Here is an 18,903-nt window from a genome sequence, read left to right on the forward strand (position 1 = left end):
TGTGCTACGCTTATTGGTGGGCGCGCTATTCTCAGCATAGTCGAGGGGCGTTTCACCTTCTAGAAAGGTTGCTAGCTTGCACTTCAATTCGTCGGACAATTCTTTAATGCGCCCTCCACGTTTTAGCACGGCGCTATCTGTACTGAAAGTTTCTTAGATAACCAATGGTCTTCACACGCGACATGTGCGCTACCCATAACTTGGCGAGCGCTTGATCACTGTTGTTTCAAGTGCGGAGCACATAGTGTTATTTCTTTCGACTTTCTCAAGATAAGCCGCACGCGCGCGGTACGGTGGCGTATATAAAATTGATCTTAGCTCTGCTCTCTGTATGAATATCCCCACATCACAGCCAAAAGTTTTACAGCTGCCTCCAGAAAGTCTAAGTGTTCCTTATCTAAGGCTACCTGCATGGAATGAGTGCGCCCATCGAAGCTGTTCAAGCATAACAGAAACGATAAAATATCGAGAATCCAGGTAGAAAGCCCTTCACAGGAGGCCTGCATTTTTCTTGATCCTTGTTGCGTTATTCAATAAATGATATCGTCGCGGGGTGCTGTGATTGCCTCAATGAGGCGACGCTCATAGAACTTGCATTCTCTCTAAAAGGCGCCGCTTAAACCCGAGCCACAAGCCCGGTAGAAAGCCCCCGATCAATTTTTTGCCGAAAATTCGAAAGGCGAATAATGAATATAACAAGCGCAAAATGCCCTACGTCAAATACTCCTCCCCTGGCTGAAGCCGAAATAGGCTCAATCGGCGCGACCGTGTTAATGCGTTCACTTGCTGACGAAAATGTCAAATTTATCTGGGGATATCCTGGCGGTTCAGTACTTTATATCTACGACGAACTATACAAGCAAGATAAGATCCAGCATATTCTAGTACGCCATGAGCAAGCTGCGGTACACGCCGCAGATGCTTATGCGCGCTCCACTGGCAATGTCGGCGTCTGTTTGGTGACCTCTGGGCCCGGTGTGACAAATGCCGTGACCGGTATCGCTACTGCATACATGGATTCTATTCCGTTAGTTGTTATCAGCGGCCAGGTTCCAATGACAGCAATCGGCCAGGACGCTTTTCAGGAGTGTGATGCGGTTGGAATTACGCGACCATGTGTAAAGCACAACTTCCTTGTAAAGGACGTTCATGAGCTTGCTATAACAGTTAAAAAAGCATTCTATATTGCTAAAAGCGGCCGCCCCGGGCCGGTGCTGGTAGACATTCCTAAAGATGTATCTAAAGCGCCGTGTCAATATGAGCAAATCAAGCATATTACGCTACGCTCCTACAATCCAGTTATGAAAGGTCATTCAGGCCAGATTCGTAAAGCGGTTGCGTTGCTGCTCTCTTCGAAGCGACCATATATCTATACTGGCGGGGGTGTTATCTTGGCAGAAGCCTCACGCGAGTTGAACCAGTTTTCAGATTTACTTAATTACCCGGTAACTAATACGCTGATGGGTCTTGGTGGCTATCGCGCAACAGATCGCAAATTTCTCGGTATGCTAGGCATGCATGGCACGTATGAGGCTAACATGGCGATGCAACACTGCGACGTGTTAATTGCGATTGGCGTTCGTTTCGACGACCGCGTTATTGGTGACCCCGCACATTTTGCGAGTACCCCGCGTAAAATCATCCATATTGATATCGATCCTTCATCAATTTCTAAGCGAGTTAAAGTCGATATTCCAATTGTAGGTGACGTAAGGGAAGTGCTCAAAGAACTAATTGAGCAGTTGCAGACTGCCCCAAACGGCCCAGATGGTGCTGCGTTAGATGCATGGTGGAAGCAAATTGAGCAGTGGCGTGCCCGAGATTGCTTAAAGTACGATCGCGACAGCGAGATTATAAAGCCGCAGTACGTTATTGAAAAACTTCACGAGTTAACTGACGGCAACGCATTTGTGTGCTCGGACGTCGGACAACATCAAATGTGGGCAGCGCAGTTCTATCGCTTCGATAAACCACGTCGCTGGATTAATTCCGGGGGGCTGGGGTCGATGGGTTTCGGTTTACCAGCTGCGATGGGTGTGAAAATGGCGCATCGTGATGCTGACGTAATCTGTATTACAGGTGAGGGCTCGATCCAGATGTGCATCCAAGAATTATCTACATGCAAACAGTATAAGACGCCGATCAAGATCGTATCTCTAAATAACCGCTACCTAGGTATGGTTCGACAGTGGCAGCAACTTGAGTACAACAAGCGTTATTCGCATTCGTACATGGATGCGCTGCCAGACTTTGTAAAGCTTGCCGAAGCGTATGGCCATATTGGTATTCGCATCGAGTGCGCCGTTGATGTTGAGCCGGCGTTGAAAGAGGCATTACGGTTAAAGGAGTGTACTGTATTTCTAGATTTCCAGACCGACCCTACAGAAAACGTCTGGCCGATGGTTCAGGCCGGAAAAGGCATCACCGAGATGCTGCTTAGTGCAGAAGATCTCTAACGCAGTAAGCATCTGTACTTGGAAAACCATACTAGACGCAGGAATATCGAAACTAAGAAGAGAAACAAGATGCGATATATTATTTCCGTGCTTCTAGAGAATGAACCTGGTGCGTTATCACGCGTGGTCGGCCTGTTTTCAGCGCGTGGGCATAACATTGAAACCTTAACCGTTGCACCGACTGAGGACCGCTCTCTATCGCGTATGACGATTGTAACAATTGGCTCGGACGAAGTAGTTCAGCAGATTATGAAGCATTTAAATCGTCTGATCGAGGTGGTGAAGGTAATCAACCTGACCGAAGGAGCCCACATCGAGCGGGAACTAATGTTGATCAAAGTTCGAGCAGTTGGAAAAGAAAGGGATGAGATGAAAAGAATGTCAGATATTTTTCGTGGTCATATTATTAATGTTACCGAAAAAACCTATACGATTGAATTAACCGGGGCTACTGGAAAACTTGACGCGTTTATTGCTGGGATTGACGCCACAGCGATTCTAGAGACAGTGCGAACCGGAGGATCTTGTATTGGACACGGCGAACGGATTCTCAAAATTTGACCTGTTCTAATACCGCTGTCGTTATATAGCGCAATATTAAAGCTATTAAACATTGCATCGAAACAACAATACAGCAAGGAGAACACATGAAAGTTTATTATGATAAAGACGCTAATCTCTCGTTCATCAAGGGTAAGCAAGTAACAATTATTGGTTATGGTTCTCAAGGACATGCACACGCTCTAAACTTACGCGATAGTGGTGTGAATGTAACGGTAGGGCTACGTCGCAGCGGTGCGTCATGGGCGAAGGCTGAAACTGCTGGTTTAACTGTAAAAGAAGTAGACCAAGCGGTAAAAGGTGCTGACGTCGTAATGCTCCTACTTCCAGACGAGCATATTGCTGACGTCTATAAGTGTAATGTGCATGAGCACCTTAAGAAAGGTGCGGCACTCGCATTCGCGCATGGATTCAACGTGCACTATGGCCAAGTAATACCGCGTGCTGACCTAGACCTGATTATGATCGCGCCAAAAGCGCCGGGGCATACAGTGCGCTATACCTATACGCAGGGTGGTGGTGTACCGCATTTAATCGCGGTTGAGCAGGATAAGTCAGGTACGGCACGAGATATTGCACTGTCGTATGCTATAGCTAATGGGGGGGGGCGGGCAGGTATTATTGAGACAAACTTTCGGGAAGAAACAGAGACAGATTTATTTGGCGAGCAGGCTGTGCTATGTGGCGGCACGGTCGAGCTAATTAAAGCTGGCTTTGAAACATTGGTTGAAGCAGGCTATGCGCCTGAGATGGCGTACTTTGAATGTCTGCATGAGTTAAAGCTAATTGTCGATCTTATCTATGAAGGTGGCATTAAAAATATGAACTACTCTATTTCAAACAACGCTGAGTATGGAGAGTACGCGATCGGGCCACGTGTGATTACCAACGAGACTAAAAAAGTAATGAAGGAGGTATTGCGTGATATCCAGACTGGCGAGTATGCGAAGAGTTTTATTCTTGAGCATCGTGTCGGTGCGCCAACCCTGCAAGCACGTCGACGCCTGACAGCAGAACACCAGATTGAGGTAGTTGGTGCAAAACTGCGCGCAATGATGCCTTGGATTACTAAAAATAAGATGGTTGATCAGTCGAAGAACTAAACACATGATTTCACTACATGCGAGCGATTGCATGTGTAAACCATCTTAGAAGGTGACGTGCCCGATCCCTATCGCGGGCACGGTCGCGGGTTGATATCCTTTTTCTTTATCTTCCTGAAAGCAGCGCTTCCTATATGACCTATCCTCACCCGATTATTGCCCGCGAAGGTTGGCCCTTCATCGCGATTGTACTTGTCGTGGCGCTTCTAATACATACTTTGTTGAGTTTTAGCTGGGCATGGCCTTTCTGGCTGCTGACCCTATTAGTTGTGCAATTTTTTAGGGATCCGAAGCGGCTGGTACCGCAGCAGCCAAATGCAGTATTGTGCCCAGCTGATGGGCGTATCATCACAGTTGAGACTTCGCATGATCCGTATACGAACCGAACCGCACTAAGGATTAGTGTGTTTATGAGCGTATTCAATGTTCATTCGCAGCGCTCTCCGATTGATGGTTTAGTCACTGAAATTAAATATTTTCCTGGTACATATCTCAAAGCGTCAATCGACAAAGCGTCGCTGGAAAACGAGCGGAATGCTATTATTCTAAAATCTGCAGACAATCATATTATCACCTTAGTTCAAGTAGCTGGATGTCTTGCTCGGCGTATTCTTTGTTATACCCGAGCGGGCGACCAGCTCGCACGTGGGCAGCGCTACGGCTTTATTCGATTTGGCTCGCGTGTAGATATTTATTTACCGTTAGGCAGTAAACCGCGAGTTTCAATTGGTGAAAAAGCGCAAGCATCGACGACAATCTTAGCTGAGCTTTGAGCGTCGTGAGGAGTGCTTGATGACTGGTTTTAAACCACGAAGACCCCGTTTAGCTGGATCTCGACCGACGAAGTTATTCCGACACAAACACACAGTACAGGAGCGGATTGCACGACGCGGTCTTCGAGTTGCTCGCCAACAATTATTACGCAAACGCAGCGTCTATCTACTGCCTAACGCTTTCACAACTGCTGCGTTATTTTTTGGTTTCTTCGCCATAGTTCAGGCGATGAATGAGCGCTTTGAAATTGCTGCTATTGCGATTTTTGTCGCGATGGTTTTAGATGGAATGGATGGTCGCGTTGCACGTATGACGCATACACAAAGTGCGTTCGGTGAACAATTCGATAGCTTATCGGATATGGTGTCTTTTGGTGTTGCACCGGCATTAGTGATGTATGAATGGGCGCTTAAAAATCTGGGCCGATGGGGATGGCTTGCGGCGTTTATCTATTGTGCCGGTGCAGCGCTGCGCTTAGCGCGCTTCAATACGAATATCAGCGCACTGGATAAGCGCTACTTTCAAGGCCTACCGAGTCCTGCTGCCGCAGCACTGGTAGCTGGTTTTTTATGGTTAGCGACCGATAATAGAGTTCTGCTGAAGCCTCATTACTTATCGTGGGTTGCATTTATCTTGACGATCTACGCTGGCGTTACTATGGTCTCTAATGCGCCGTTCTACAGCGGTAAAGCGCTTGACGTCCGGCATCGCGTTCCATTTGCGGCGGTACTTCTGGTTGTAGTCGCATTTGTGTTAATCTCATCTGATCCACCACTAATTCTATTTGGACTGTTCGTACTATATGGTCTATCCGGATATATGCTATGGATATGGCAAGCAATGTCGAACAAGCTTAATCCAGCTAGATCTGATTCTGATGCATCTAATTCGAGTAGCCGCGAGCATATCCCCGATAGGGATATCAGATAGAGTGCACGTGTTAGAAATATCTTTCTCGGAAAAACACATCGCAAAAAGCGACAATAACAAGCGGTAGGTGGATAAATGTTTATGGTCACGGATTATTGGCCGATAGCGAAGTTAGGTCTCGTTGTGCTTTAGTCTAATTGACGCTATAGTCATCTGAGTAAACATAGCTGAAAAGCTTCACTATCTCTGCTAGTTGATGCGTCTATTGTGCTAGATCGATCTCAGCTTCGTTTCGTCTCGCCTATTCAAGGCGCTGTTACCTGCGTTGATGCCGACATATAAATGTTATTGCTTACCCACCACTGATTCGAGTCCGGAGACTGACATGGCAGACAGGTTGATCATATTCGATACGACATTACGTGATGGCGAGCAATCGCCGGGTGCCTCGATGAGGAGGGAAGAGAAAATCCGGATTGCTCGACAACTCGAGCGCATGAAAGTAGATGTAATCGAGGCGGGCTTTGCAGCTAGTTCAAATGGAGATTTCGATGCGATTCAAGCGATTGCCTTACAGATTAAAGATAGCGTAATCTGTTCGCTAGCGCGTGCTAATGAGAGAGATATCGCACGTGCAGCTGAAGCACTTAAGCCGGCAGGGCAGTTTAGAATTCATACATTTATTGCGACTTCAGCGCTGCATATGGAAAAGAAGTTGCGTATGACGCCACAGCAAGTGCACGAACAAGCGCGGCTAGCGGTGCGTTTTGCCCGACGGTTTACGAATGATATTGAATTTTCATCTGAAGATGGCAGCCGTTCAGACATAGATTTTCTATGCCGGATACTAGAGGTAGTGATCGCAGAAGGCGCGACTACTATTAATATTCCGGATACTGTCGGCTATTCTGTACCGGACGGTTATGCAGCGTTAATTCGAAAGATTCGTGAAAGAGTTCCAAACTCAGACAAAGCGATGTTCTCGGTGCATTGCCATAATGATTTAGGTATGGCGGTTGCGAACTCGCTAGCAGCGGTGAAGTTAGGTGGAGCACGTCAGATTGAATGCACAGTAAACGGTCTTGGTGAGCGCGCTGGAAACACCTCACTAGAGGAAGTAGTAATGGCAGTAAAGACGCGTCGTGATTACTTTGGATTAGAGATGAGTATTGATACAACACAGATCGTCCCTACTTCGAAGCTAGTGTCGCAGACGACAGGTTTTGTGGTGCAACCGAATAAAGCTGTGGTAGGCGCTAATGCGTTTGCGCACGCGTCAGGAATTCATCAAGACGGAGTACTCAAAGCGCGGGACACGTACGAGATAATGCGTGCAGAAGATGTGGGCTGGAGTGCAAATAAAATTGTTCTTGGTAAACTATCAGGCCGCAGCGCGTTTAAACAGCGACTGCAAGAATTAAGCGTAGCATTAGACAGTGAAGCAGAAATTAATAATGCTTTCGAGCGCTTTAAAGAACTAGCAGATCGCAAGGCAGAGATCTTTGATGAAGATATTTTGTCCATCCTCAGCCAAGAAGAACATGGAGTACTTGATCACGAGACTTATCGATTTATTTCGTTGTCGCAGCATTCAGAAACTGGTAAGAGACCGCCTGCGAAAGTAGTGTTTGCTATTGACGGCAGTGAGACAGTCGGCGAAGCTCACGGCAATGGCCCAGTTGATGCTACGCTGCACGCGATCGAGTCGAGAGTTAATAGCGGTGCGGAATTGATATTGTATTCGGTAAATGCGATTACGACCGGCACGCAAGCGCAAGGCGAGGTAACTGTACGCCTATCTAAAGCAGGACGTATTGTCAATGGTGTCGGCACTGACCTAGATATCGTGGCTGCTTCTGCAAAGGCTTATATTGCAGCGTTAAATAAGCTGAGATCAAACGTCGAAAGGCTTAATCCACAATGCTCGTAGTCATCCAGCGCGGCATATCTTATCCGCTATTAATACTGAGCATAGCCGTCGCCGCTTCTGATGCGGCGCTACCCAACTAGGAGAGAGCATCACCCTAGATTACATAATCTGACAAATATATTATATGCAAGCAATAACACACTCTGTTGTCAGGGTAGAGTGTAGTACAGTCAATATTAGTTAGGTTGACCAGTTTACTGCTCTTATTTAGCATAGAGATTTATATCCCTTACTGGATGCTCTGATCAATACATGGTCGCTAGGCATAAAGAACTGTAATATAATAACCGCATGGCACCAGTACAGAAAGACCGGCAAGACTTATGCTTAAGTGAGTACGCTGTATATCAGATACGTAAATAAACTAAAAAATTTTGCACATGATAAAAATACATCACTTTTGCTAAGTAAGGAGTGTTAATCTATAATCTTATGCTTTAATACGAACAAAAAGCCTGTATGAGGTATTTCGAGTCTAGACATAATAGTTAAGATTCTCCTAAGTTTGTAGTTGAATTAATCTGATTGTATATCTCATTGGTTATAGCTTTTGCTTAAGTAATTAAAGCTACAATCGATAAGATGCTCATTGACTGACTTACATTAGATAAATTTGATGATTTTATAATGTCTACCATAGTCTAATATGCTCGACAACTATTATAAGCTAGCACAGTGCTTTTACTTATTCTAAGTGCAGAGTAGTAAAATTATAATCCGTGCTAGAATCGGACCAGCATTTTAGAATGCTCTTAAATATAGAGCTGAGCGGGTGGCTGCGTTCTATACAGAGTTTTAATATAATATTCAGTCAATACAATACGTGTCTTATGCGTTAGCCATAAACCAGCTTGGCTATGCTAGAATTAAAACCTTGCTTAAACACACGGCACGGCCTTTCTTCTGTGACCGCCTGTTGATCAATACAAAGAAAATTATGTCTGCAGCAAATATTAATAAATCAGAAATTATTGCGCAATTTGCCAGTAGCATGAAAGACACTGGTTCCACGGAAGTACAAATTGCGTTGCTCACAAGCCGTATTAATACATTAACAGTACATTTCAAGGCTCACATAAAAGATCACCATAGCCGCCGTGGTTTGTTACATATAGTAAGCCGCCGCCGCAAGCTGCTTGACTACCTGAAGGCTAAGGATGCTAATCGCTACCGCACATTGATCCAGAGGTTGGGTCTGCGCAAGTAAGTGCTTCGATGAAAACCTTTGCCTGCATCAGGAAATCTGATGCAGGCATTTTATTTAGCATTTCTAATGACGTATCCCGAACGCACTTGCGCGACCGTCTACTAAGCAGACAGAGTCTTGTGTTATTCCTCAGTGACAGAGTTACTTTGCTGTCGTGTTTAAATAATAAAACTTCCCTGTTTCGGGCGAATATAGCAGTTAAGGAACAGTCGATGGACCAGCCGCGTATAGATCGCGGTGTCTCGAAGGAGTAAAAATGTTCAAAAAGATTATTAAAGAATTTAAATGGGGCCAACATAAATTTCGGATTGAGACGGGCGAGATTGCTCGTCAGGCAAGCGGTGCAGTTCTTGTTCATGTTGAAGATACTGTTGTTCTTGCGACAGTGGTGGCAGCTAAGACAGCTAAGGCAGAACAAAACTTTTTCCCACTGACTGTTGACTATATTGAGAAGACATATTCAGCCGGTAAAATTCCAGGCAATTTCTTTCGTCGAGAAGGTCGTCCTTCCGAGGGCGAAACGATGATCTCAAGACTAATCGACCGCCCATTACGTCCGTTATTCCCGGAAGGTTTCTACAATGAAGTACAGGTAGTAATCCATGTTCTGTCAATTAATCCAGATATCCCAGCGGATATTCCGTCAATGATTGGCGCATCAGCAGCCTTAGCAATCTCTGGTATACCATTCAATGGACCGATCGGCGCAGCGCGAATTGCTTATATCGATAATCAATTTGCACTTAATCCAACACGCTCACAACTTAAGACATCAAAGCTAGATTTAGTGGTTGCTGGAACTGAGCGCGCGGTACTAATGGTCGAGTCCGAGGCAGACCAGTTGCCAGAGGAGGTAATGCTTAGCGCGATTATATTTGGGCATGAACAGATGCAGGTAGCAATTGATGCGATTTATGATCTTGTCAAGGAAGGAGGGAAGCCCGAATGGGATTGGCGTCCAGCGCCGAAGAACCAGGCGCTAGTTTCGCGCGTGACGGAGTTCGCGCTAAACAAGCTAAAAGCAGCATACCAGATACAGCAGAAACAACAGCGCTCGGAAAAGCTTGGGGAGGTATATACATCGGTCATAGCTAAACTCGATGAATATGATGGAACGTCTAGTGTTGATATTGAGTCGGTTAACAACATTCTATTTGAGCTTGAAGCTAGGATCGTGCGCAGTCAGATCCTAAATGGCGAGCCGCGGATCGACGGGCGCGATACTCGCACTGTACGCCCGATTGAAATCCGGACTGGGGTATTACCACGCACGCATGGTTCAGCGCTGTTCAGCCGAGGCGAAACTCAAGCACTAGTAATCGTTACGCTTGGCACAAGAGGCGATGAGCAAATAATAGATGCAATCGAGGGTGAATATCGCGAGCGGTTTATATTGCATTACAACATGCCTCCATTCGCGACCGGCGAAACAGGTCGCGTCGGTTCGCCAAAGCGCCGCGAAATTGGTCATGGCCGACTCGCCAAGAGAGCCCTTGCCGCATGTCTAGCAAGTGATGATACGTTTGGTTATACGATCCGTGTCGTATCTGAGATCACCGAGTCGAACGGCTCTTCATCTATGGCGTCCGTGTGCGGCGCCTGTTTAGCACTAATGGATGCAGGTGTTCCTATGAAGGCTCACGTAGCAGGCATTGCAATGGGGCTAATTCTGGAGGGTAACAAGTTCGCAGTACTAACTGACATCTTGGGTGACGAAGACCATCTTGGAGATATGGACTTCAAGGTAGCAGGTACAGCACAGGGGGTGACAGCATTGCAAATGGATATAAAAATACAGGGTATTACGAAAGAAATCATGCAAGTCGCGCTCGCGCAAGCGAGGGAAGGACGCTTACATATCCTAGATAAAATGATTGCGGTAGTGCCATCAACGAATACACAGCTGTCGTTGTTCGCACCGAGAATTATTACAATCAAGATTAATCCAGAAAAGATTCGCGATGTAATCGGAAAGGGCGGTTCAGTAATCCGGGTACTCACAGAGGAAACTAATACAACTATCGATATTTCTGATGACGGTATCGTCACCATCGCGAGTACAAGTTCTGAAGGCTTAGCTGAGGCAAAAAAGCGTATCGAGAATATCACAGCGGAAGTAGGGGTCGGCCAGATTTATGAGGGTGCGATCTTAAAACTTCTAGATTTTGGTGCGATCGTAAATATTTTACCAGGACGCGATGGATTACTGCATATTTCTGAGATTGCAAACGAGCGGATCAAAGATATTAACGATTACCTAAAAGAAGGTCAGCATCTAAAAGTAAAAGTGATTCAGACCGACGAAAAGGGTCGTGTGCGATTATCCGCAAAGGCATTGCTTAATGAAGTATGAGTGTTTCTATCTAGAACGCTGAGGAAACACCCAAAAATCTGAATAGTACAACTAGAGGTAATAGTAAGCTTATATAACTGGAGTGTTTCACATACTACTGGCTGTTTTATAACAGCCTTTTGTCAATATGAAACTGCACAGAATTCCGAATGAAAGCGATCAAGATTGCAGAATACGGCCATCCTAATGTATTAAAAATTAGCGAACGGCTCAATACCCGAACTTAAGCTTGGTGAAGTGCCAATTAAAGTAGCGGCAGCCGGGGTGAATCGACTAGATATTTTTCAGTGCATAGGCCAATTATTTCGTACCACAAGGAGCGTCTGACGTTCCTTGTCTTGAAGTTTTTGGCGAAATCATCGATGATGCTCTTAACGGATCAAATAATCCATTTAACTCAAGATAGGGACAACATATTTGTGCTTTAGTGCAAGGTGGGGATACTCTGAATATGTAAACGTACCACTCGTATAGTGCTTCCTTACACCAGTAGGTTGGTCGGATGTGCAGGCAGCATCGTTACCAGAGACGTTTTTTACCGTTTGGAGAATGTGTTCGATCTTAGTCGCCCTCGGTGCGGGTAAGAGCGACTCTAAGGCAGTGTTGTTAATGCAGAGCGGAGCCAGTGGGGTTGGTATGACAGCGATTCGGCGGGCGCATGCGCCCGGTCATCTAGTATCTGCTATAGCCGGTAATGCACGGAAGTGCGTTGCATACGAAGTGTTAGGTGATAAGCGCGAGCTTAACTATAAAACCGAGAACTTTGTTACGATTATAAAATTGTTAACCCACGACCGTGGTGTCGATGTAATCCTAGATATGGTTGGCGGCTCTTATATAAATCATGAGTTAAATACGCTAGCTGGTGGTGAGCGTATCTTACTAATCGCACTGTTTAGGGGAAGTAAAGCACAGCTTAATTTAAGCAAGATATTACATCGGAATTTAATTATAACTGGCTCGATGCTTCGGCCGCGTCTAGTGAATTTTAAAGCCGCTATTTCCGCGCAATTATATAAGCGAGTATAGCCTCTAATAGAAAAAGTGTGATCAAGCCAGTAATTCACCAGGTGCTTCTAACTCGCCATGCGGCCGTAGCACATACGATGATGGAGATAGGAGAGAACATCAAAAAATTGTATTCATATGGTAAATAAATAGCACCTTGACCATTATTCGCACTACACAGTAGACTAAAAAGTTTGTGTACGCTCTATTTTGTTGAGTGACACATACGCGTCACAGGTACAAAATGTATGTTGAAAAAACAACAATCTAAACTTCTAGTTGGAAACTGGAAGATGCACGGGCGCCTTGCTAGCAATGCAGTGCTACTGCATACGCTTGTACAGCGTGCTGCCACGCTGGGGCCGCAAGTACAGCTTGCTGTATGCGTACCATATCCGTATCTTGCACAGGCCCAAACGTCGCTTGAAAATACTCCAATCGATTATGGAGTGCAGGATGTATCTGCGTACATGCATGGCGCGTATACAGGCGAAGTTTCTGCTCCAATGGTCGCTGAGTTTGGTGCAACACTAGCGATTGTTGGTCACTCAGAACGTCGTATATTTCATTCGGAATCTTCTGAATTGGTAGCGGTGAAAGCGCAGCGTGCCCTTGAGGCTGGTATTACACCAATTATCTGCGTCGGTGAAACACTAGATGAGCGGAGAGCTGGGCAGACTGATAACGTTGTGTATACGCAGCTCTCAGCAGTGCTAAACGTTCTAGAAAAAGCTGACGTGGCGCGACTGATTATCGCATACGAGCCATTTTGGGCTATTGGTACAGGGCGGATCCCAACTGCGCAACAGATGCAAAAAGTCTACACTGTAATACGGACGCAACTTATGGCGGAAGTAAATGTACACGTCCCACTCTTGTATGGGGGTAGTCTTAAGCCGAGTAATGCGCAGGAATTGTTTTCGCAATCAGAGATTGATGGTGCTTTGATCGGTGCTGCATCATTGTCTGCTATTGATTTTCTTGCGATTGCTAAGGCCGCCAGCACTGTACTTTCCGAAAATCTAGATTATTTTAAGTAATGCATTTTTTATTCCTGAAAACTTTAATTATCGTGGTACAGATACTATCTGCGCTTGGTGTAATTGGGCTTGTTTTACTACAGCATAGCAAGGCTACTGACATAGGCGCAGGATTCGGCAGTGGGGCTTCGGGCAGTTTATTTGGCGCTAGTGGCTCAGGCGACTTTCTATCCCGTACAACAGCGATTTTTGCTACCGTATTTTTTACTAGCACGCTGTTGATGAGTATGCTGGGCAATGGTAGCTCTCTTCCGAAAATAGCCAGAAATAGCTTTTTAAGCAATACTTCGCCACTAGCGGAGGGTATTTCGAGGAGGCATTCAGTACTGACGTCTGGTACTGAAGTACTGAGCGGCACAGCATTCTCTATAGCTGCGCCTGTATTACGATCTAGTTCATAGTGCATAGAAAAAATGCTTTGTACATTGAATAAAGAACTTAACCAAGTTACAATCGAGACACTAGACGTAGTGCGCGGTAACAGTGGTAACAAAAACTTACGCTCATAATATCCTCCCATATTACAAACAGTGCCGATGTGGTGAAATTGGTAGACACGCTATCTTGAGGGGGTAGTGGCGCAAGCCGTATGAGTTCGAATCTCATTGTCGGCACCAACGTTATCTAATGCCAGCCGCTTGCATTTACGCTTCGGCTGGCATTATTTTTTGGTACTATTTTGTATGATGCTTAGGTTTTAAAGTGAAGCATCCTCACGGGACATCTTAGTCAGATACAGCTGTTGGGACAAAACCTATCAAACAATTAATAGAGAATTCTCTTGAACCTTGCCGCCTATTTCCCCGTTCTGCTATTTCTTCTTGTTGGCCTTGGTTTTGGGGGGGGATTAATTAGTCTTGGTAAGCTCCTGGGTCCGAAAAAACCGGATATTAACAAAAATTCTCCATACGAGTGTGGTTTTGAGACATTCGGAGATGCGCGCATGAAGTTTGACGTGCGTTATTATTTGGTAGCCATCCTTTTTATCATTTTTGATCTGGAAACGGCTTTTATGTTCCCTTGGGCCGTTGCATTACGCGATATCGGTTGGCCGGGCTTCATTGCAATGATGATCTTTCTGCTTGAGTTTATGCTAGGCTTTGCTTATGTCTGGAGACGTGGTGGGCTAAGCTGGGAATAATCGTGAATTGCGCTTTAATAGAGCGCAAGAATTACCGCCCATTTGGAGTCAGAAAAATGAGTGTTGAAGAAATGCCAAATAGAGGATTTATTACCACGACAGTTGATAAGCTTATCAACTGGACAAGGACCGGCTCCCTATGGCCAATGACGTTTGGGCTTGCCTGCTGTGCGGTTGAGATGATGCATGCCGGTGCTGCCCGCTATGACCTAGATCGTTTCGGTGTTGTGTTCCGGCCGAGCCCACGTCAGTCCGATGTTATGATTGTGGCTGGAACACTCTGCAATAAGATGGCTCCCGCACTTCGTAAGGTTTATGATCAGATGGCCGAGCCACGATGGGTAATATCTATGGGTTCATGCGCTAATGGCGGAGGTTATTATCACTACTCGTATTCGGTTGTGCGTGGATGTGATCGGATCGTACCAGTTGATATATACGTACCCGGTTGTCCGCCGACTGCCGAAGCGCTAGTGTATGGAGTTATCCAGTTGCAGGCTAAAATTCGCCGCACCAATACTATTGCACGGCAGTAATATGGGATATCCAACATGAAAAGAAAACTCGATACCCTAAAAGAGAGCCTCGATAAAGCGTTTGGCAACAAGCTCAAAAGTATGAGCGAATCGCTTGGGCAATTAACTATTATTGTCGATGCTGAAGATCTAATTACTCTTGCGACCCAGTTGCGAGAAGATCAGACTCTTGGCTTCGAGCAATTAATTGATCTATGTGGTGTTGATTATTCAAGATACGGTAATAGCGGATACGACGGTCTACGCTTTGCTGCAGTATCACATTTATTATCGATCAGAAATAATTGGCGCCTACGCGTTCGCGTATTTGCGCCGAATGACGATATGCCAGTTTTACCATCGCTAATTAACATATGGAATTCAGTAAATTGGTATGAGCGTGAAGCATTCGATCTGTATGGGATCATATTCGAAGGTCATCCTGATCTCCGTCGCATCCTTACCGATTATGGTTTTATCGGTCATCCATTCCGTAAGGATTTTCCGCTATCTGGCTATGTCGAGATGCAGTATGACACAGAAAAAAAACGCGTGATCTACCAACCTATCACTATCGAATCACGTGAGATCACGCCGCGTGTGATTCGTGACGAATGCTACGGCGGCTTTAAGCACTGATAGCTTACTATTGATCTATAGGCTATTGCACAAGTGAAGGCGGGTTCGTCCGAGTCACTCAATTTCCAGTAAACCATGAGAAAATGGCTGATATCAAGAACTACACGTTGAACTTCGGTCCTCAACATCCTGCAGCTCACGGCGTGCTGCGCCTCGTACTCGAATTAGATGGCGAGGTGATCCAGCATGCTGATCCGCATATCGGTTTATTACATCGTGCGACTGAGAAGTTAGCTGAGCATAAGACGTTTATCCAGTCAATACCGTACATGGATAGGCTCGACTACGTATCAATGATGGTTAATGAACATGCGTATGTCATGGCAATTGAAAAGCTGATCGGGATTGATGTAACCATCCGGGCAAAATATATCCGTGTAATGTTCGATGAGATCACTCGGATTCTTAATCACTTAATGTGGATTGGAGCTCATGCGCTTGATGTCGGTGCGATGGCCGTATTTCTCTACGCGTTCCGTGAACGCGAAGACTTGATGGATATCTATGAAGCGGTATCTGGTGCACGCATGCATGCAGCATACTATCGACCAGGTGGCGTCTACTCAGATCTACCAGACAAAATGCCGCAATATAAAGCCTCAAGAGTTCGAAATAAGAAAGCGCTTACTCGACTCAACCAAAATCGACAGGGTTCTCTACTTGATTTCATTGAAGACTTCACGAACCGTTTCCCCGGCTATGTCGATGAGTACGAAACGTTACTAACCGACAACCGTATCTGGAAGCAACGATTAGTAAGTATAGGTATCGTTACGCCAGAGCGTGCACTGCAATTAGGTATGACTGGCCCGATGCTGCGCGCTTCAGGTATTGAATGGGACTTACGTAAAAAGCAGCCCTATGAAGTATATGATCAACTTGACTTTGATATCCCGATCGGCGGACACGGTGATTGCTATGACCGATATCTCGTTCGCGTTGAGGAGATGCGTCAATCAAATCGCATCATCAAACAGTGTGTTGTATGGTTACGTAAGAATCCAGGGCCGGTAATGATTAGCAATCATAAAGTCGCGCCGCCGTCTCGGCTATATATGAAGTCGAATATGGAAGAGCTTATTCATCATTTTAAGCTTTTTACAGAAGGTATGCACGTACCCGAGGGGGAAGCCTATGTTGCCGTTGAGCACCCCAAAGGTGAGTTTGGTATTTATCTAATTTCAGATGGCGCGAATAAGCCATACCGACTAAAGATTCGCGCGCCTGGCTATGCTCATCTCTCTTCGCTTGATGAGATGGCTCGTGGTCATATGATCGCTGATGCGGTCACAATTATTGGGACACAAGATATTGTGTTCGGAGAAGTTGACCGATAGCGTTACTACCTTAAGTATCGAGCATAATATAATATTACCTTATCAATACAATAAGCGGTAGATTTCCTAGTTGTAGTCTATAGATTTTATTTTAGTAAACATAGAATGAGTTGTGTTTAAAATGATCTCTCCTGAAGGTCTTAAGGAAATAGATCGGGCGGTAGCCAAATACCCTGCCGGTCACCAGCAATCCGCCGTAATAGCGGCACTTGCAATTGCGCAACGAGAGCGAGGTTATCTATTGCCAGAACTGATGCAATTCGTCGCCGACTATCTAAAAATTCCGGCTATCGCAGTACAGGAAGTTGCGACGTTTTATAACATGTATGAGACTACGTCAGTCGGTAAATACAAGATTACATTATGCACAAACTTGCCATGTGAACTGGGTGGTGCGGAAGAGACCGCAGATTATCTCAAGCAGAAACTTGGAATCAATTTTGGTGAGACGACCTTAGATGGCAAGTTCACTTTAAAAGAGGGCGAGTGTTTCGGCGCCTGTGGCGATGCGCCAGTAGTGTTGCTGAACAATCATCGGATGTGCGGTTTCATGAGCCGCGATAAAATTGACCGGTTGATCGAGGAGCTCTCTAAATGACATCTTTGCATGGTCGGCATATTAATCCACTAATTCTCGCAGGCCTGAACGGTGAGAACTGGCGTTTACAAGACTATGTTGCGCGTGGTGGCTATCAGCAACTCCGTTACATTCTCGAGAAGAAGATCCCACCAGAGCAAGTAATTTCAGACGTGAAAGCCTCCGGTCTGCGTGGTCGCGGCGGAGCAGGATTTCCAACGGGACTTAAGTGGAGTTTCATGCCACGTCAGTTCCCGGGACAAAAATATTTAGTATGCAACTCCGATGAGGGGGAGCCCGGTACATTCAAGGACCGTGATATCCTGCGCTGGAATCCACATGCATTAATCGAGGGCATGACAATTGGCGCATACGCGATGGGTATTACTGTTGGTTACAACTATATTCATGGCGAAATTTGGGAAGTCTACGAGCGTTTTGAGATAGCGCTAAACGAGGCAAATTCTGTTGGTTATCTAGGCCATAACATTCTAGATAGCAAATTTTCGTTTGAGTTGCATGCGCACCACGGCTATGGAGCCTATATTTGCGGCGAAGAAACCGCACTGCTCGAATCTCTTGAGGGAAAGAGAGGGCGACCACGTATTAAGCCGCCGTTTCCCGCTAGTTATGGTGTATTTGGTAAACCAACGACAATTAATAATACCGAGACGTTTGCAGCAGTACCATTTCTTCTAGCGATCGGCCCACAGCAGTACCTAAAACTAGGAAGACCAAACAACGGTGGCACGAAGATTTTCTCGGTGTCCGGAGACATACACTTTCCAGGTAATTACGAAGTACCGCTTGGAACTCCATTCATGAAGCTAATGGAGCTAGCTGGCGGCGTGTGCGGAAAAATTAAGGCTGTAATCCCAGGTGGTTCATCTGCACCGGTGGTACCGGGCGAGCAGATGATGCAGACCGAACTAGACTACGATTCGCTCGCGAAAGTTGGTTCGATGCTTGGCTCTGGTGCAGTGATCGTAATGAATGACACGCGTTGCATGGTACGCTCGCTTCTACGTCTATCGTACTTCTACTACGAGGAGTCTTGCGGACAGTGCACGCCATGTCGTGAAGGCACCGGCTGGCTTTATCGAATAGTGCATCGAATAGAACATGGCAAGGGACGTCCAGAAGACTTAAACTTATTAGATTCAGTCTCTGAGAATATAATGGGGCGGACAATCTGTGCGCTAGGAGATGCAGCAGCAATGCCTGTGCGCGGGATGCTAAAGCATTTTTGGAACGAATTTAAGTATCACATTGAGAACAAGAATTGCCTCGCCACAATGCAACGTGGTAAACGCAGCGATGCAACGCCCACTGCGATCGTATGAACAGGCTTTTAAACGCGAAATCGTCCATTAAAAACGGACTCACAAGATT

Annotated in this window: 16 protein-coding genes, 1 tRNA gene and 1 pseudogene; all 18 read left to right on the plus strand. The window is 45.7% G+C overall.

Annotation, left to right across the window (positions count from 1 at the left end):
- Positions 1-686: 686 nt before the first annotated feature.
- Positions 687-2,456, plus strand: coding sequence for an acetolactate synthase 3 catalytic subunit (locus tag K0T93_RS01205; RefSeq protein ID WP_225721587.1), 1,770 nt, complete (start codon positions 687-689; stop codon positions 2,454-2,456).
- A gap of 69 nt (positions 2,457-2,525) precedes the next feature.
- A complete protein-coding gene (gene ilvN / locus K0T93_RS01210) occupies positions 2,526-3,017 on the plus strand; it encodes an acetolactate synthase small subunit (protein ID WP_225721588.1) in 492 nt (163 codons plus the stop codon).
- An 86-nt stretch (positions 3,018-3,103) separates the two neighbouring features.
- Positions 3,104-4,120 carry a ketol-acid reductoisomerase gene (gene ilvC / locus K0T93_RS01215; protein WP_225721589.1) on the plus strand — a complete coding sequence of 339 codons (1,017 nt, stop codon included), beginning with the start codon at positions 3,104-3,106 and terminating at the stop codon, positions 4,118-4,120.
- 134 nt (positions 4,121-4,254) lie between these two features.
- Complete coding sequence (locus tag K0T93_RS01220; protein ID WP_225721590.1) at positions 4,255-4,893, plus strand: phosphatidylserine decarboxylase; 639 nt, start codon at positions 4,255-4,257, stop codon at positions 4,891-4,893.
- Between the two features lie 19 nt (positions 4,894-4,912).
- On the plus strand, positions 4,913-5,824 hold the full coding sequence (pssA, locus tag K0T93_RS01225; protein WP_225721591.1) for a CDP-diacylglycerol--serine O-phosphatidyltransferase: 912 nt from the start codon (positions 4,913-4,915) through the stop codon (positions 5,822-5,824).
- A 325-nt stretch (positions 5,825-6,149) separates the two neighbouring features.
- The gene (locus tag K0T93_RS01230) at positions 6,150-7,694 is read left to right on the plus strand and encodes a 2-isopropylmalate synthase (RefSeq protein ID WP_225721592.1); all 1,545 of its coding nucleotides are present in this window, start codon (positions 6,150-6,152) and stop codon (positions 7,692-7,694) included.
- A gap of 937 nt (positions 7,695-8,631) precedes the next feature.
- The gene (gene rpsO, locus K0T93_RS01235) at positions 8,632-8,901 is read left to right on the plus strand and encodes a 30S ribosomal protein S15 (RefSeq protein ID WP_225721593.1); all 270 of its coding nucleotides are present in this window, start codon (positions 8,632-8,634) and stop codon (positions 8,899-8,901) included.
- 256 nt (positions 8,902-9,157) lie between these two features.
- Positions 9,158-11,254: a polyribonucleotide nucleotidyltransferase gene (gene pnp / locus K0T93_RS01240; protein WP_225721594.1), complete on the plus strand. Its 2,097-nt coding sequence runs from the start codon at positions 9,158-9,160 to the stop codon at positions 11,252-11,254.
- Positions 11,255-11,403: 149 nt separating this feature from the next.
- A pseudogene (locus K0T93_RS01245) lies at positions 11,404-12,411 on the plus strand (zinc-binding dehydrogenase).
- Positions 12,412-12,513: 102 nt separating this feature from the next.
- Positions 12,514-13,302, plus strand: coding sequence for a triose-phosphate isomerase (tpiA, locus tag K0T93_RS01250; RefSeq protein WP_225721753.1), 789 nt, complete (start codon positions 12,514-12,516; stop codon positions 13,300-13,302).
- A complete protein-coding gene (secG, locus tag K0T93_RS01255; protein ID WP_225721595.1) occupies positions 13,302-13,703 on the plus strand; it encodes a preprotein translocase subunit SecG in 402 nt (133 codons plus the stop codon). Before tpiA ends, secG begins: the two co-directional genes overlap by 1 nt.
- Positions 13,704-13,834: 131 nt before the next feature.
- A tRNA-Leu gene (locus tag K0T93_RS01260) sits at positions 13,835-13,919 on the plus strand.
- A gap of 164 nt (positions 13,920-14,083) precedes the next feature.
- Positions 14,084-14,443 carry an NADH-quinone oxidoreductase subunit A gene (locus K0T93_RS01265; RefSeq protein WP_225721596.1) on the plus strand — a complete coding sequence of 120 codons (360 nt, stop codon included), beginning with the start codon at positions 14,084-14,086 and terminating at the stop codon, positions 14,441-14,443.
- 56 nt (positions 14,444-14,499) lie between these two features.
- Entirely contained in the window at positions 14,500-14,979 is a 480-nt protein-coding gene (locus K0T93_RS01270) for a NuoB/complex I 20 kDa subunit family protein (RefSeq protein WP_225721754.1), read from the plus strand.
- 15 nt (positions 14,980-14,994) lie between these two features.
- Positions 14,995-15,597, plus strand: coding sequence for an NADH-quinone oxidoreductase subunit C (locus tag K0T93_RS01275; protein ID WP_225721597.1), 603 nt, complete (start codon positions 14,995-14,997; stop codon positions 15,595-15,597).
- An 83-nt stretch (positions 15,598-15,680) separates the two neighbouring features.
- Positions 15,681-16,934, plus strand: coding sequence for an NADH-quinone oxidoreductase subunit D (locus tag K0T93_RS01280; protein WP_225721598.1), 1,254 nt, complete (start codon positions 15,681-15,683; stop codon positions 16,932-16,934).
- A gap of 121 nt (positions 16,935-17,055) precedes the next feature.
- Positions 17,056-17,532, plus strand: coding sequence for an NADH-quinone oxidoreductase subunit NuoE (gene nuoE, locus K0T93_RS01285; RefSeq protein ID WP_225721599.1), 477 nt, complete (start codon positions 17,056-17,058; stop codon positions 17,530-17,532).
- Positions 17,529-18,854 carry an NADH-quinone oxidoreductase subunit NuoF gene (gene nuoF, locus K0T93_RS01290; RefSeq protein ID WP_225721600.1) on the plus strand — a complete coding sequence of 442 codons (1,326 nt, stop codon included), beginning with the start codon at positions 17,529-17,531 and terminating at the stop codon, positions 18,852-18,854. The genes nuoE and nuoF overlap by 4 nt, the downstream gene beginning before the upstream one ends.
- The last annotated feature ends 49 nt before the right edge of the window (positions 18,855-18,903 follow it).

It is taken from the genome of Candidatus Vallotiella sp. (ex Adelges kitamiensis), assembly GCF_020342435.1.
In the GTDB taxonomy this organism is placed as follows: Bacteria; Pseudomonadota; Gammaproteobacteria; order Burkholderiales; family Burkholderiaceae; genus Mycetohabitans.